The sequence below is a fragment of the Micromonospora sp. ZG13 genome (assembly GCF_059359355.1).
Genome location: NZ_JCADBQ010000017.1, coordinates 56207 through 71222, shown reverse-complemented (window position 1 = coordinate 71222; position 15016 = coordinate 56207). Strand labels below are relative to the sequence as shown.

The window sequence follows — 15016 nt, the reverse complement described above, 5'->3', positions numbered from 1 at the left end:
CGGGCCGCCTTCGGACGCGCCGGGAGCTGGCCTAGGCGTTGGCGGGGTCCTCGCCGGCCGCGGGCCGGTAGCAGTCGCTCGCCAGGATCAGGGCGACGCGGTCCCGGCTCGCGGTGGTGGTGAGGCTGATCGTGATCCCGGTGTCGGGGTCACGCATCGAGACGGCGCCCCGGGTGCCGTCGGCGAAGGTACGGTCCTCGGTGATCTCGTAGCCCTGCTGCCGCCACATGTCCCGGATGCGCCGCAGCGTGGTGATCTGGTCGGCGGGCGGGACCGGCAGCCCGGCGAAGCCGCTCAACGTCCACCGTCCGTCGTCGGCGATCTCACCCCGCTGGCCCTGACAGGGCGAGGTGTTGGTCCGCCAGGCGTCCAGAGCGACGCCGGCGGTGGTGGCGACGGCCTGGGCACGAGCCTCGGCCAGGGTGCTCACCTCGGCGGCTGCCTTGGTCTGCAACGGGTCGTCCTTTCCTGACGATGTGCCGGGGTCACCGCCCGCGCAGGCGGCAGCCGGCACCAGTACGGCCGCCACCGCCACGGCGTGCCACCAGGGCGTGCGGTGACGACGGGTCACGGGGCTCTTCCGTGGTCGAGCGCGGCTGCCTCGTAGTCGCCGACGATGACGGCCGCCTGGGAGCGCAGCATCTGGCTGTTCTGCGCCCAGTATCCGCTGTGGCCGGAGGTGTCGACGTGCAGGACATTGCCGCCGAACTCCGGGTCGTGCGGGGCGGAGCCGTGGATGCCGACGAGGCCGTCGACCAACCACTCCCCGACGACGGGTACGCCGTCGAGCCAGCCGATCGTCTCTTCCGGTCGGGCGACGACGGTGTCGTCGGCCGCGGCGCCGGCCCACACGTGTCTCGGGTCCATGGTGAACTCGCCGGCGTTCTCGACGCGCATGCCGGGACTGCCGACGGCGATCAGGTCGTCCGCGGCGAGGCCGTCGCCGGTGCTGGCGGCCTCGCCGAGGACGGTCGACCCGTAGCTGTGACCGATGGCGGTGACGTGGGAGGGACTGTCGTCGTGGGAGGCGCGGAGCCCGTCGACGAAGCCGTCGAGCGCGCGGGCGCCGGCCTCGGACTTGGCTCCGAACACGGCGCTGACGATGTCGAGGTTCACCGACGGGGTGTCGTAGCCGAGCCAGGCCACGACGGAGACGTCGGCGCCGGCGGGGGCGAGCTCGACCGAGGCCTCCCGCAGGTCGCTGGCCCGGCCGATCAGGCCGCGGATGTCGTCGAGTTCGGTGCCGACGCCGGGTACGAGGACCGCGGTGTGGGCGGCGGTGTCCGGGTTGCCGATCGCGACCGCCGCCTTGCCGTCACCCGTCGGATCGACCGAGAGCAGGTAGAGCCGCTCGTTCGGCGCCGCGTTCTCCGTGCGTTCCAGCTTGTCCAGCAGCATGAGCGCGGTGGCGTGCTGCGGGTCGTCCCGGTCGCGGTGCCGGCCGGCGTCGTCACCGACGAACGTGCGCAGCGCCAGTTGGTTCGCCGCGTCGCGGTCGGTGGCGGGCAGTCCGTCGAGGGCGCCGATCCGCTCCGGGTAGGCGGTGAGGTAGACCTGCCGCTCGTCGTCGGACAGGCTGCTCCACCAGGCGTGCACGTCGGCGGGACTGCTGCCCGGCGCCGGGATGCTGCCCTCGCTCAGCTCGAGCGCCGCCGCGGCGGCGAGAGCGCCGTCGTTGACCCGGTTGTACTCCCAGGCGAACTGTCCCGGCGCGCTGGCCTTCAGCTGGGTCAGGGCGCGGGCGATCCGGCTGTCGGCCTCGGTGGCCTCGGTGACGATCCGCGTGATGAGATCGGTGTAGATCGCGGCGTTCTGGACATGCCGACGGTGGATCGTCTCCGCGTCCGGATCGTGCCTGTCCCCTGCCGCCATCGCCGGCGCGGACACCCGCCCGACCTCGTCCACGGCCAGTCCGAGGGACCGGGCGGCGCCGACGGCCGACTCCAACCGCCGCTGCAGGTCGCCGAACTCCTCCGCCGCTTCCCGCAACACGCTCGCGGCGGTCCGCGTCTGCAGGCTCGCGACCTCGAACTCGTCATCGAGTTCGCCCAGCCGGCCCAACGCGGCACTGGCGGCCGGACCCTGCCAGCCGGAGACGCGCAGCGGCCCGGTCAGCTCGGCGCCACACCGCTCTTCCAGCTTCGCGCAGGCCCGGGACAGGTCCGTCCAGGCCTGCGCGGCGTCCCGGAGCGGGGCGACGCGCGCCTCGCGCAGGTCCGCGTACGTCACCACCGTGCGGTCACCGCCCGTGGATGTCGAAACGGGCGGCGTTGGCCTCGTCGCTGTAGCGGTAGTCCATCGCGCACCCCTGCAGGGCGTCGCCCACCTGGGACAGATAGCGGTCCAACCTGGTCAGGTCGTCCGACCACGACCAGCGCAGCTGCTCCAGCGCCGCCCGGGTCTGCCAGCCGGGCAGGCCGGATACCGCGGCCCGCGTCTCGTCTCCGACGTCGGACACGTCGCGCCGCAGATCGTCCCGCAGGTCGTCGCACACCCGCGACGCCTTCTCCAGCAGCTCCGGCTCGACGTGTAGTTCGATCACTGACTGGCCTCCCGCGAAGATCGATGCGAGCCTACATAACCGCCCCACGCACCGCGCGGATCGGTCGCCTCAGCCCGCGCTCAGCCCGGCCAGCACATCACCGGCGCGCAGCACCGTCGACGGGTGGCCGGGCATGCCGGTCACCGTCACCACCGTGGAGCCCGGCGCGACCGGGTTGGGCACGCGGATCAGCCGGTCGAGGGCGTCAGGGTCCGCGGCCGGCCTCACCCTGATTCCCGGCTGGAAGACGCCCGTTCGCGTGCCAGGGACACCGCTCGCAGGGGGCATCGGATTACCCTCGCCGCATGAGCCGACGCACCGACCCGGTCCGGCGTCCGCTGTGGCGCGACCGCGACTTCGGCGCCTACTGGGCCGCGCAGTCGCTCTCCGCCGCCGGTGACTCGTTCGCCTACCTCGCGGTGCCGCTGCTCGTGCTCCACGCGACCGGGTCGGTCGCCCGGATGGGCCTGCTCACGGCCGTGGCCGGCGCCGCGTCCGTCGGCGCGGGGATCTTCGGCGGCGTCCTGGTCGACCGGTACGACAGGCGGAAACTGATGATCACCGCCGACCTGCTCCGGCTGGTGCTCTACGGCCTCGTTCCCCTGGCCTGGCTCGGTGGCCCGCAGGTGTGGCTGCTCTTCGTCGTGCTGCCGATCTGCGAGGCGGCCGGCATGGTGTTCCAGGTCGCCGCGGTGACCGCCGTGCGCAACCTCGTCGACCGGCCCAGGATCACCGAGGCCAACGGGCGTCTCCAGGCCACGTACGCGGCGGCTGCCGTGCTGGGGCCGCTGCTCGCCGGCGTGGTGTCGGCCCGGTTCGGCGCCACGGCGGCCATCGCCGTCAACGCGGCCAGCTTCGCCCTGTCGGCCGCCGGCCTCTGGCTGGTGCGGCTGCGGCGGCCCGACGAGGGACCGGCGGTCGACGGCACGGCGGGGCGGCAGAGCCGGCTGGCCGAGTTCCTCGCCGGCGCGCGGTTCCTCTGGCGGCAGCCCGTGCTCCGCTCGCTGACCGTGCTGCTGTCGGTCTTCATCTTCCTGACGTACGGGCTCACCGACGTCCTCGTCTACCACGTCAAGCACGACCTCGGCGGCTCCGACCGCACCGTCGGCACGGTGCTGGGCCTGGCGGCGCTGGGCACGATCGTCGGAGCGCTGCTGGTGGCGCCCCTGCGCCGCCGCCGTGGCTTCGGCATGACCTGGATCGGCGCGCACGCCATGTGCGGTCTCGCCATCGTCGGCATCGGCCTCGTCGGGGACGTGCGGGGCGTGACCGTGCTGATGGCGGTGTACCTGTGCGGCGTCAGCGTGGGCGGGATCTGCTCGATGTCGCTGCGTCAGGAGATCACGCCCGATCACCTGCTCGGTCGGGTCACCTCGGCGTTCTGGAGCACGCACTACTCGCTCGGCCCGGCCGGCGCGGCGGTGCTGACGTGGGCCGCGAGCCGGTACGGCGTCAGCGCCGTCGCCCTCGTCGCCGGCGCGGGATGTCTGCTGGTCGCGGTCGGCGGGCTGTTCACCCCGATCCGCCGCGCCGGTGCGGAGCCGGCGGCCCACCCGTCGGAGCTCCGGTCGCCCGCGACCAGCCCGACGTCGTGACCCCGGACGCGCCGCCGCGCGCCGGCCCTCCTCCGTCCGGGAACACGTGCCACCGTGCGGTGCCGCCGGCGCCAGGGGTCAGCGGACGCCCTGCCCGACGCCGCCGGTCCGGCGCGCCGAGGGTGGCGCCGGGCCCACCGGCCGGCCGACGCGGGTCACGTGGAGCAGGCGCTGCGGCGCCACGCCCAGCAGCGTCCCCAGGGCGTCGCGGGCGGCGGGCGCGTCGACGAGTTGGCTCAGCGGGTGCGCCGCCAGGCCGGCCGCGTGCAGGGTCAGCCAGGTACGCGTGAGGACCCGGCCGAACTCGACCTGCCCCGCGTCGTCCGTTCCGGGCGGTCCGACCAGGACGAGCACGGCGCCGCCGAGCGCCAGCGGGTTGCCGGACGCCGCCGCGAGGAGCCGGGGCAGGCCCAGCCGGCGTAGCACCGGGTACGCCGCCAGCGCCCCCCGCAGGGCGGTCGCCTCGCGCCCGGACAGCCCGAGGCAGCGGTCGGTGAGTCCGTCGGCGTGGTAGGCCGGGTGCGCCGGCGTGAGCCGCAGCCACGACCGCAACTCGCGGACCACCGCCGGGTCCGCGTACGTCCACCGGTCGGCGACCCGCAGCAGGCGGGCCAGCAGGTCGGCGTCGGGCACCACGCGCACCGCGCCGCCCGAGGCCCGGGCGACGGCGTCGACGGCCGCCACCGCCGTGGCGTCCGGACCGGCGGAGAACCGGCCCCGGTGGGTACGGCGGGTGAGCACCTGCGCCGCGTCGAACGGGGTGTCGTAGCGGTGCGGGCCGGGCCGCAGCCAGCCCACCCGGCGGTCGTCGGCGCAGTGGTCGGCGACGAACCGCATCCGCAGCCCGGCGTCGGCCGCGACGATCAGGCACGTCTCGACGAAGGCGCCCAGGGACAGCCGCAGGTCCCGCCCGGAGGGGTCGGACGCCGGCAGCGCGTACGCCGGGTCCCAGCCCACCCGGACCTCGCCGCCGCGGTGGTCGAGCCGCCACGGCTGGGTGTTGTGCGCGCTCGGCGCCCGCCAGCAGAGCGGCTCCAGCGCGCGGAACGCCGCGAGGTCCATCTACAGCGCCTTCTCGTAGAAGGTGTAGCCGTGCAGCGGCCGGCCGCCGAGTGCGAGGTACTGCGCGGCGGAGGCCGGATTGTCCCGGCCGACGTAGGTGCTGCGCAGCGTCGTGTATCCCCCGGCGTGCAGGTTGCGCCGCAGCTCGGCGGAGAGCAGGCGCTGGTATCCGCGCCCCTGGTGCTCGGGCAGCACGCCCTTGACGATCAGCACGGCCTCCCGCCGGTAGCGGCGTCGGGTCGCCAGCAGCCGGACCTGGTTGACCAGGTTGAGGTCGCCGCGTACCCGCACCACGAACTCGCTGATGTCGGGCACGCACAGCACGAACGCGACCGGCCGCCCGGCCCTGGTGAGGTAGAGCAGCAGTGACTCGTCCAGCAGGTACGCCAGCCCGTCGGTCTGCCGGCGCAGCTGCGCGGCGGAGATCTCGGTGTAGTAGCCGAGCTGGGCGAAGGACGCGTTCAGCATCCCGCGCAGCAGTTCGAGCTGATCGGCGAGCCGGCGGACGTCGCCGCGGTGCACCGTCAACTCCGCGCCGTCCGGGTCGGTGCCGGCCGGGACGTCGTCCCCGGCGGGGACCGGGCAGATCCAGGTGTCCGACTCGAACCGCCGCCGGAACCCGTACGACTCGTAGGCGCTCACGTACCGGGGCGGGTTCCAGGCGCTGTCGATGAAGCCCCGGTCGGCGTACCCGGAGGTGATGACCCCGCCCGCCTGGTTGGGCAGCAACGCGACCGGCCCGAAGAGCGCGTCGCGGTCGCCGGCGGCGCGGGCGGCGGTGGCGATCGCCTCGAACAGCGGCTGCGCCGCCGCGTCGGTGAACTCGGTGAGCCCGAAGAGTTGGCACCGGCGACCCAGCTTGGCGTCGAGGGCGGCGTCGGTGTGCAGTGTGGTGCGGCCGACGACCGCGCCGGTGGCGCCCTCGCGCAGCACGTACATCGGCACGCCGTCGCGCCACCACCGCCGCACCTGCTGGCGTGACGGCGGCACGAAGCGCGGCTCGCCGGCGTACACCCGGTCGGTGAGCGACAGGAACTCGCGCAGGCCGCGCCGGTCGACGACCCGTCGCAGACCGTGCCGGACGCTCATCGCCGCACCGCCGGACCCACCGTCTCCGAGCCCAGCGGCGTGAACGTCGGGATGTGCCCCATCTCGTTGGACTCGGCCCGCCACAGCCCGTTGGAGTAGCCGTCGGCCTCGGCGGTGAACAGCCGGATGAAGCCCGCGGTCGCGTGGCGGTCGCCGTCGGTGAGCCAGACCATCAGCTTGCGGTGGTGCCGGGAGCGGGCGAAGCGCATCAGGGCCTCGCGGTCGCTGAAGAAGGCGACGGTGCCGAGGGTGAACGGGAACTCCCAGTACACCCGGTGCCAGCGGTAGCCGGACATGCGGCGCATGTCGCGGACCATCCGCAGCCACGCCGGCAGGAGCCGCAGGATCGCCAGCGGGCTCCGGTAGCGGGTGGCGCCGAAGAACATGGCGCCGGCCTGGGCGCGCGCCGGGGCGCGGGAGAAGTCACGGGTACGCATCACTCAGCCCACCAGGTAGACGTTTTTGATCTTCTGTTGTCCGGCGAACGGGCCGGCTCCCGGTTCGTGCAGCTCGACGCGGAGGTCGCCGGCGGTCGGGTCCTCGGTCAGCGACTGCGCGAAGTCGCGGGAGACGGCCGCCAGGTGTCCGCGTACGCCGTCGCGGCAGGCGGCGGCCAGCGCCTCGCGCTCGGCCTCCGGCAGCGGGCGTCGCAGTTCGAGGTGGATCACCGGCCGGGTCTCCAGCGCGGCGTCCTCGACCAGCGCGAGGCAGAACCGGCTGATCTCGGCGGCGTACGGGTTGCCGGTGTAGAGGCCGTACTCCACGTCCTGCGGGTAGAGGTTGGCGCCCAGGTAGGACACCGTCGAGTCGCGCCGGCCGAACAGCAGCAGCACCGGCAGGGTCATCCGCTCGCTCGCCAGCGCCGCGCGGCACGCGGCCCAGCGGTCCGGGTCGGCGCGCACCAGGTCGAGGATCCGCCGGTAGGGCACGAGCAGCGCCTCGTCGCCGACGTTGTAGCGCAGCCGTGGCTGGAGGACGTCGGGGCCGGTCATCGTGCAGAGCAGTTCCCGGCGCTCGTTGGTCTCCAGGTAGGTGGCCAACGGGTTGTACTGGAACACCATGGGCAGCCGCTGCTCGTCGGCGCCGAGCAGCGCCGCCCCCAGCTCGGCGTCGTCGCGCAGGCGGCGGCGCAGCCACACCGTGAAGCGGGTCTCCGCGCCGAGGCCGATGGTCAGGTCCGAGGCGCCGTACGCGGACCGGACCTTGCGGAACCGCTCCTCCAGGTAGCCGCGCAGCGCCTCCGTCATCCCCTCTCCCCCGCAGCTGGCGTAGATGCGGTGGCGCGACCAGTCGAAGCCCTCGGCGTCGAGCCGGTCGCGCAGGTGCTTCAGGAACGGCGGGTACGCGGTCACCAGGTAGTCGAAGTCCGGACCGAACTCGCGGAGCGTGTCGACGATCTTGCCGAGGTCCGGGCCGGTGTTCTTGACCACCGCGATCCGCGCCATGGCGGCGCCGGTCGTCGTCCCGGTCGCCCAGGCGCCCATCGAGTAGGCGTTGATGACGAACGGGCGGCGCATCGGGAAGACCAGGCTCGTGTAGCCGACGATGTCGCGGTGCACGGCGCGCAACTCCCGCTCGCCCCGGGGCCAGTTGAAGGGCCGGCCCGACGAGCCGGCCGACTCGTCGACCACCACGCCCCGGTCCGGCAGTCGCCCGTCCCGGCAGCGCCGCCCGGCGGGGAAGGGCACGACGTAGCTCACCTTGTCGGTCTCCGGGAAGTCCCGCCGCCGACGGCCGGCTCCGACCGGCCGGGCGCGCAGGAAGGCGCGGTACGCCGGCACGTCCAGCGCGGCGAGCGCACAACCCGCGCGCGCGTTCGCCGCCGCGAGCCGGTCCAGCATCGGGTGGTGGTGCCGGGCCGACCAGCGCCACGAGGCGGGGTGGCGTCCGGCCAGCCGTACCGCCGCCCCGAGCACCCGGACGAAGATGGTCAGACGGGCCCGGCGCCAGCGTTCGCCGGCCGTCAGGCGTGGTGACGCGAGGGGTGACGGATCGGAATATCGACGCAGCGTCTCGGTCATGGGTGAATCCTCGACCGGCCCGGTCGCGGACGCCTGAGCTGTCACACCGGTCCCGCGCTGAGTATCCGCACCTACCGCGCTCAGCAGCTCGGCGTCTCGTTCATGATCAGGTTCTGGCGCGGCACGACGACTCCGCCCCGATCGCGCGTCGCGCCGTCGAGCGCCCCCGGCTGCGCAGGCCCGCCGCGACGCGGGCGGCCGGCCCGCGGCACAGGCCCCGGCTCAGGCCCCGGGTGGCGGCAGCGGCAACTCGACGGCGTCCGCCGTCGCGACCCGCGCGGCCGAGTGCGTCGGCGGCGGTATGTCGGCCCGCGGCGAACGGCTGTGCACCCGGCCCCGGCCGGTCGGGTCCGTACGGCTGCTCACCTCGCAGGTCACCATCAGGATCGGCGCGGGCGGCGCGGTGAACCGGCCGGCGCCCCAGCGCACCCAGAGCGGTACCCGCCCCGCGTCGGCCTCGGCGAGCAGCTTCTCCCAGGTACGGCGGCGCGTACCGTGGTCGACCTCGACGACGACCGGCGGACCGTCCGGGCGGGCACAGGCCACGTCGAGCACCGACTGCTGCGCGGACATCGGCGGCGGCAGCGGTAACACGCTGGACGCCCGCCGGTAGACCCGCCAGCCCCGCGCCCCCGCCCAGTCGACCACCGCGTCGATCAGCCGGGCGGTGACCTGGTCCGTGGTCAGGTCGGTGAAGATGACCGTGTCGAGCCGGTCGGCCAGCGACGCCGCCAGCCGCTCCCCGTCCTCGCCGACCGCCACCGCGGCAGGGTAACCCGCGCAACCGGGCATTCCCGCCACCGGGGGCAGCCGGAGGGCCTGGGCCCCTCCTACCGCGCCACGACGGACATCGGCGCGCTCAGCGGGCCCTCGTTGCCGCTGCGGTCCAGGCCGGACACGCAGTAGGACAGCGGGCGGTCGACCGGGGCGGTGCGGTCCACCCAGCCGGCACCCCGGGCCGTGCCCACGAGCCGGGCCGCGTCGCCGTCGACGCGGTAGACGGCGAAGCTCGTGGCGCCGTCCCCGCGCCAGGTCAGCGTCACGCCGTCGGCGTTCGCGCGGTGCGCGCCGGTGACCGTGGGGGCGGCGGGCGGCGTCGACGGAAGGTGCGCCATCGTGGGCACCAGCGCCGGGCCGGCGTGGTGGGCCGCACTGTAGCGGCTGACGGCCCCGAGCCGATCGGCGCGTACCTGCTTGGCGCTGAAGTGCACGCTGCCGTCGACGCCGTACCGGCGGTTGAGGGCGAGCTGGCGGGTCAGCTCGGTCGGGTCGCGCCAGGCGCCGCGTTCACCCACCCGGTAGTCGGCCTGGCCGATGTAGAGCTGCACCCTCGTGCCGCGTACCGTGGCCGCCCACCACGGCAGCAGCTTGGCGTAGTCGGCCTTGCCGAACCCGATGTGCCAGTAGAGCTGCGGCACGACGTAGTCCAGCCACTGCCGCCGTACCCAGAGTCGGGTGTCGGCGTGGATGTCGTCGTAGCTCTGCAAGCCGGCGGTCGCCGAGCCGGCCGGGTCGGTGCGGTCGTTGCGCCAGATGCCGAACGGGCTGATGCCGAACTTGACCCACGGCTTGATCGCCTTGATCCGCTCGCTCATCTCGCGCACCAGCGTGTTCACGTTGTCCCGGCGCCAGGCCTGCTTGTCCGCGAACCCCCGGCCGTACCGGGCGAACGACGCGTCGTCCGGGAAGTCCTGCCCGGCCTCCGGGTACGGGTAGAAGAAGTCGTCGAAGTGCACGCCGTCGACGTCGTAGCGCTGGACCGCCTCCAGCATCGCGTCCTCGACGAACGTGCGTGCCTCGGGGATGCCGGGGTTGAAGTAGAGGCGGCTGCCGGGCCGGTCGGCGCTGGGGTAGGTCACCACCCAGTCGCGGTGCCGCCGCAGCGGGTGCGTCGGAGCGAGCCGGTCCAGCCTCGGGCCCGGCCCGCCGACCGTGGCCGGCTGCCCGCCCCGGTACGGGTTGAACCAGGCGTGGAACTCCAGGTTGCGGGCGTGCGCCTCGGCGACCATGAACTCCATCGGGTCCCAGCCCGGGTCGCGGCCGTCGCGTCGCCCGGTCAGCCACTCCGACCACGGCGCGTACGCCGACGGCCAGAACGCGTCCCCGCTCGGGCGCACGTGCACGAAGACCGCGTTGTGGTTGCGCCGCACCGCCAGGTCCAGCCAGCCCCGGAACTCGGCCCGCGCCGTCTCGGCCGGCAGTCCCCGCCGGCTCGGCCAGTCGATGTTGTTCACCGTCGTGATCCACATGCCCCGCAGCTCGCGGGGCGCCCGGGCCGGTCGACCGGCGCAGGCGGGGGCGCGATCCGCCGGGGCGGCACCGAAGGCGGTCACGGCGCCCTGCTCCGACAGGCCGTGTCCACCGGCAACCCGGTCCCGCAGGGACCAGGCGCCGAGGGCGACCGCCGCGGCGAGCGCGGCGAGCACCGCGACGAATGCCTGGGTACGACGGCGGCGGGCGGGCGACTCAGCGGCGGACATCGTCCCAGTCTGCCCAGTCCGGCCCCACCTGGTGAACCAGTTGGACCGTTAGTTAACGATCAGCTAAGGGCCGGACGCCGATCCTGTTGCGGATACACCCGAAGTCGTCACCCTCGACGGCTCCGGCGCGGCGCGTCAGGAACGCGACGCCCGCCTCTCGTCAGCGGTGCCGCAGTCGCTGTCCGCCGGGACGAACGGGGTGCGCATGCGGGTCATCGCGTCCGCGCTCACGTCCACCGCTCGTCCGCGTTCGCGGTCGGTGTCCCCGTCCCCCTCTGATTCGAAGGGATTCAGGGCGGGCGGCGTCATGTCTGCCAAGACGTACTCCAAGATTTCACAGGGCGGCGCGCAACATGTTCACTGGCAGCTGCGAGCCGGAAGGAAGGCGGGTGGTCGGGGCACATCGTCGGCCGTCGCATACCCGCTCCGACAGCCTACCGCTCCCAGGCCCGGCGGGGACGGTGAGGTGCGACCGGGCCGGGGCTCAGTCGTCGGCGAGGACCGCGTACAGATCCGAGTCGCGCCGACTTTTGCCCGTGCGGACGAAAGTTCAGACGATCTCGCACAAACATCTAGACATTTAGATTTAAGGATCCTAGTGTTGCCTCACCAGGCAGCGGCGTGCCAGGCCAACCATCAGGACATGACAACGATGTCCGTTCGATGTCCGGGCCCCGCCGCTGAGCCCGAGCGCCGCGCGACGACGTACGTCGTTGTCCCGCTCCCCTGGAGGAGAGAATGCTCGGACCGTCCCGACGAGCACGCGTGCCCATCGCGAGCGCCCTCACCGCCGTCATGGCGGTCGCCGGCCTGTGGCTGTCCCCGCCGGGCGCGGCTGCCGCTCCGCCCCCGCAGGAACCCGGCGTCACCCTGCGCGTCTTCGACCTCCAGGTGCCGCTGGACAAGCTCTGCACCCTGAAGGCCGGCCAGACCCCGAACGTCGACAAGCTCATGCCGACGATCAACTGGACGAGCGCGGCGGACTTCGGCATCGAGGACCACTTCCTGGTCCACGCCCTCGGCAACGTCACCATCACCCAGGCCGGACGCTACACCTTCCGACTCATCAGCGACGACGGGTCGCGTCTGCTGATCGACGACACCCTGATCGTCGACCACGACGGCGCGCACGGCCCGGAGGCCAAGGACGGCGCGGTCGACCTGACCGCCGGATACCACTCCCTGCGCATCGAGCACTTCGAGCGTACGGGCGGCCAGCAGCTCACGTTGCAGTGGCAGACGCCGGGCTCCAGCACGTTCGTGAACGTCCCGAACTCGGCGCTGAGCACCGACGCCGGCGTCGTCCGGGTGACCGCACCCGGCCGCAAGGAATGCGAGGCCAGTGGCGACTCCCCCGGCGACGGGCTGCCGCTCACGTCGGTGCACCCGAACTACACCCTGACCAACCTGCGCCCGAGTGGTTTCCAGCCACAGGTCACCGGGTTCGACTGGTTCCCCGACGGCCGGCTGGCCGTGTCCACCTGGGGTGGCTCCCTGACCAGCGTGGGCGAGGTGTGGATCCTGGGCAACGTCACCGGCAGCACCAGCGCCGGCCAGGTGACCCGGCAACGGGTGGCGACGGGGCTCCAGGAGCCGATGGGGATCAAGATCGTCGACGGGAAGGTCTACGTCGCGGAGAAGGCGAAGCTCACCGAACTGAACGACACCAACGGCGACGGCGTGACCGACCAGTACCGCACCGTGGCCACCTGGCCGTTCGGCAACAACTTCCACGAGTTCGGGTTCGGCCTGCTGTACCGGGACGGGTACTTCTACCTGAACCTCTCGGTGTCCATCAACTACGGCGGGGCCACGACCGACCCGCAACCGGCACCGAACCGGGGAACGACCATCAGGGTGAACCGCAGCACCGGCGCGGTCGACTACGTGGCCGGCGGCCTGCGCACCCCGCACGGCATCGGCTGGGGGCCCGAGGGCGACCTCTTCGTCACCGACAACCAGGGTGGCTGGCTGCCGTCGTCGAAGCTCGTGCACGTCAAGCAGGGACGCTTCTTCAACCACTACATGAACCCGCCCGGGCCGTTCGACGACAACCCGGTGGTCCAGCCGGTCCTGTGGATGCCGCAGAACGAGATCGGCAATTCGCCGAGCACCCCGGTCATGGTGACGCAGGGCCCCTTCGCCGGGCAGATGCTCATCGGCGACGTGACCTACGGCGGGCTCCAGCGCGCCTACCTGGAGAAGGTCGACGGCGAATACCAGGGGGCGCTGTTCAGGATGACCCAGGGCCTGGAGGCGGGGGTGTCCGAGGTGAGCGTCGGCCCCGACGGCGCCATCTACACCGGTGGCCTGCACGGCGGCGGCAACTGGGGGCAGGACGGCAAGCTCAGCTACGGCCTGCAGAAGATCGCCCCGAACGGCAGCAACCACTTCGACATGCGGGCGATGCGGGCGCTGCCCAACGGCTTCGAGATCGAGTACACCCAGCCGCTGTCGGCGACGACCGCCGCGGCACTGGCCTCCAGGTACCGGGTCAAGCAGTGGCGGTACGTGGCGACGGCCGCGTACGGCGGGCCGAAGGTCGACGAGGAGACGCTGCCGGTCTCGTCGGCCACGCTGTCGCAGGACGGCAAGACGGTCACGCTGGTGATCAACGGCCTCAAGGCCGGCCGGGTGGTGCACGTCCGATCGCCCCGGCCGTTCGCGGCCAGCAACGGTCAGTCGCTGTGGAGCACCGAGGTGTGGTACACGCTCAACGCCATCCCAGGTCAGAAGCCGCCCGTCAACCTCGCACTCGGCAAGGCGACGACCGCCGACAGTTCCTGCTCGGCCACCGAGCGCCCGGCCAAGGCCGTCAACGGAACGACCACCAGCGGCAACCTCGACAAGTGGTGTTCGACGGGCACCAACAAGTGGCTTCGGGTCGACCTGGGCACCGCCCAGAACGTGAGCCGCTTCGTCGTGCGGCACGCGGGCGCCGGCGGCGAGAACACCGCCTGGAACACCCGCGACTTCACCATCCAGACCAGCGCCGACGGCACGTCCTGGACGACGGCAGCGACCGTCACCGCCAACACCGCCAGCACCACCACCCACGACATCTCCCCCACCGAGGCCAGATACGTCCGACTCACCGTCACCAAGGCCACCAGCACCACCGACAACGCAGCCCGGATCTACGAGTTCGAGGCCTACGGTGGGCAGGCCGCCACCGAGAACCTCGCGCTGGGCAGGGCGGCGACGGCCGACAGTTCCTGTTCGGCCACCGAGGGCCCGGCCAAGGCCGTGAACGGCAGCGTGACCGGCGGCAACAGCGACAAGTGGTGCTCGTCGGGCACGAACAAGTGGTTGCGGGTCGACCTGGGCACCACCCGGAGCGTGAGCCGCTTCGTGGTGAGACACGCGGGCGCGGGCGGCGAGAACACCGCCTGGAACACCCGCGACTTCACCATCCAGACCAGCGCCGACGGCACGTCCTGGACGACGGCAGCGACCGTCACCGCCAACACCGCCAGCACCACCACCCACGACATCTCCCCCACCGAGGCCAGATACGTCCGACTCACCGTCACCAAGGCCACCAGCACCACCGACAACGCAGCCCGGATCTACGAGTTCGAGGCCCACGGCTCCGGAGGCGACACCGGCCGCCTCACGCTGCTCGACGGGTCCCACCTCGACAACTTCGAGTACACCAACGGCACCCCGGCGACGTGGCCGCTGGCCAAGGGCGGGGTGGAGGTCCTCGGCGGCGACATCCGTAGCAGGCGCGCCTTCGGTGACTTCCGGCTGCACGTCGAGTTCTGGTTGCCCAACCTTCCGCCGGACGTCACCGGTCAGGCCCGCGCCAACAGCGGAATCTACCTACAGGACCGCTACGAGCTTCAGGTCCTGGACTCCTTCGGCGACACCACCCCGGCCAACGACGAGGGCGGCGCCATCTACGGAAAGATCGCGCCGTCGGTCAACGCGGCCACCGCCCCGGAGACGTGGCAGACCTACGACGTCACCTTCCGTGCGGCCCGCTTCGACAGCGCCGGAGTCAAGACGGAGAACGCCCGGGTCACCGTCGTGTGGAACGGCGTCACCGTCCACGACAACGCGGTGATCAACGGGCCCACGGGCAACGGCGCCCCGGAGGGACCCTCCGTGGGGCCGATCCGGCTACAGGACCACGGTGACCCCGGCCTCAACGTCCACTACCGCAACATCTGGGTCGAACCGATCAACTGACCGCGTCGGCGAGGGGACGACGATCCGCGCGCG

Annotated in this window: 12 protein-coding genes; 2 read left to right on the top strand and 10 right to left on the bottom strand. The window is 72.9% G+C overall.

Going from position 1 to position 15016, the window contains the following annotated elements; genetic code table 11:
• Nucleotides 1–31: 31 nt before the first annotated feature.
• The 4 genes from AC5L34_RS25670 to AC5L34_RS25655 all read right to left on the bottom strand — a co-directional run bounded on the left by AC5L34_RS25670 (nt 32) and on the right by AC5L34_RS25655 (nt 2770).
• Nucleotides 32–571, bottom strand: a complete 540-nt coding sequence (locus AC5L34_RS25670; protein ID WP_494827301.1) for a hypothetical protein — start codon at nt 569–571, stop codon at nt 32–34.
• Nucleotides 568–2232 (bottom strand): alpha/beta hydrolase, encoded by a 1665-nt coding sequence (locus AC5L34_RS25665; RefSeq protein ID WP_494827299.1) that lies wholly within the window; start codon nt 2230–2232, stop codon nt 568–570. Before AC5L34_RS25665 ends, AC5L34_RS25670 begins: the two co-directional genes overlap by 4 nt.
• Nucleotides 2233–2239: 7 nt before the next feature.
• Entirely contained in the window at nt 2240–2542 is a 303-nt protein-coding gene (locus tag AC5L34_RS25660) for a type VII secretion target (RefSeq protein WP_101410182.1), read from the bottom strand.
• A gap of 69 nt (nt 2543–2611) precedes the next feature.
• Nucleotides 2612–2770 (bottom strand): hypothetical protein, encoded by a 159-nt coding sequence (locus AC5L34_RS25655; RefSeq protein ID WP_494827297.1) that lies wholly within the window; start codon nt 2768–2770, stop codon nt 2612–2614.
• A gap of 77 nt (nt 2771–2847) precedes the next feature.
• On the opposite strand from AC5L34_RS25655, the gene AC5L34_RS25650 reads away from it, so the two are divergent.
• Nucleotides 2848–4137 (top strand): MFS transporter, encoded by a 1290-nt coding sequence (locus AC5L34_RS25650; RefSeq protein ID WP_441177363.1) that lies wholly within the window; start codon nt 2848–2850, stop codon nt 4135–4137.
• A gap of 78 nt (nt 4138–4215) precedes the next feature.
• Here the strand turns inward: AC5L34_RS25650 and AC5L34_RS25645 are convergent, their stop codons facing one another.
• The 6 genes from AC5L34_RS25645 to AC5L34_RS25620 form a co-directional block, all read right to left on the bottom strand.
• Entirely contained in the window at nt 4216–5199 is a 984-nt protein-coding gene (locus tag AC5L34_RS25645; protein ID WP_441177362.1) for a nitroreductase family protein, read from the bottom strand.
• Nucleotides 5200–6288, bottom strand: a complete 1089-nt coding sequence (locus tag AC5L34_RS25640) for a GNAT family N-acetyltransferase (protein WP_494827295.1) — start codon at nt 6286–6288, stop codon at nt 5200–5202.
• Nucleotides 6285–6725 carry a DUF4188 domain-containing protein gene (locus AC5L34_RS25635; RefSeq protein WP_089003444.1) on the bottom strand — a complete coding sequence of 147 codons (441 nt, stop codon included), beginning with the start codon at nt 6723–6725 and terminating at the stop codon, nt 6285–6287. The genes AC5L34_RS25640 and AC5L34_RS25635 overlap by 4 nt, the downstream gene beginning before the upstream one ends.
• 3 nt (nt 6726–6728) lie before the next feature.
• Nucleotides 6729–8309, bottom strand: a complete 1581-nt coding sequence (locus AC5L34_RS25630) for a phenylacetate--CoA ligase family protein (RefSeq protein ID WP_494827293.1) — start codon at nt 8307–8309, stop codon at nt 6729–6731.
• 222 nt (nt 8310–8531) lie between these two features.
• On the bottom strand, nt 8532–9101 hold the full coding sequence (locus AC5L34_RS25625; RefSeq protein ID WP_441177359.1) for a hypothetical protein: 570 nt from the start codon (nt 9099–9101) through the stop codon (nt 8532–8534).
• 38 nt (nt 9102–9139) lie between these two features.
• Nucleotides 9140–10789, bottom strand: coding sequence for a glycoside hydrolase family 10-like protein (locus AC5L34_RS25620; protein ID WP_494827291.1), 1650 nt, complete (start codon nt 10787–10789; stop codon nt 9140–9142).
• 795 nt (nt 10790–11584) lie between these two features.
• On the opposite strand from AC5L34_RS25620, the gene AC5L34_RS25615 reads away from it, so the two are divergent.
• Complete coding sequence (locus AC5L34_RS25615; RefSeq protein WP_494827357.1) at nt 11585–14983, top strand: galactose-binding domain-containing protein; 3399 nt, start codon at nt 11585–11587, stop codon at nt 14981–14983.
• Nucleotides 14984–15016: the final 33 nt, after the last annotated feature.

Coding starts and splice junctions, on each gene's coding strand:
- AC5L34_RS25650 (WP_441177363.1), top strand. CDS start 2,848: ATGAGCCGACGCACCGACCCGGTCCGGCGTCCGCTGTGGCGCGACCGC.
- AC5L34_RS25645 (WP_441177362.1), bottom strand. CDS start 5,199: ATGGACCTCGCGGCGTTCCGCGCGCTGGAGCCGCTCTGCTGGCGGGCG.
- AC5L34_RS25640 (WP_494827295.1), bottom strand. CDS start 6,288: ATGAGCGTCCGGCACGGTCTGCGACGGGTCGTCGACCGGCGCGGCCTG.
- AC5L34_RS25635 (WP_089003444.1), bottom strand. CDS start 6,725: ATGCGTACCCGTGACTTCTCCCGCGCCCCGGCGCGCGCCCAGGCCGGC.
- AC5L34_RS25630 (WP_494827293.1), bottom strand. CDS start 8,309: ATGACCGAGACGCTGCGTCGATATTCCGATCCGTCACCCCTCGCGTCA.
- AC5L34_RS25625 (WP_441177359.1), bottom strand. CDS start 9,101: ATGCCCGGTTGCGCGGGTTACCCTGCCGCGGTGGCGGTCGGCGAGGAC.
- AC5L34_RS25620 (WP_494827291.1), bottom strand. CDS start 10,789: ATGTCCGCCGCTGAGTCGCCCGCCCGCCGCCGTCGTACCCAGGCATTC.
- AC5L34_RS25615 (WP_494827357.1), top strand. CDS start 11,585: ATGGCGGTCGCCGGCCTGTGGCTGTCCCCGCCGGGCGCGGCTGCCGCT.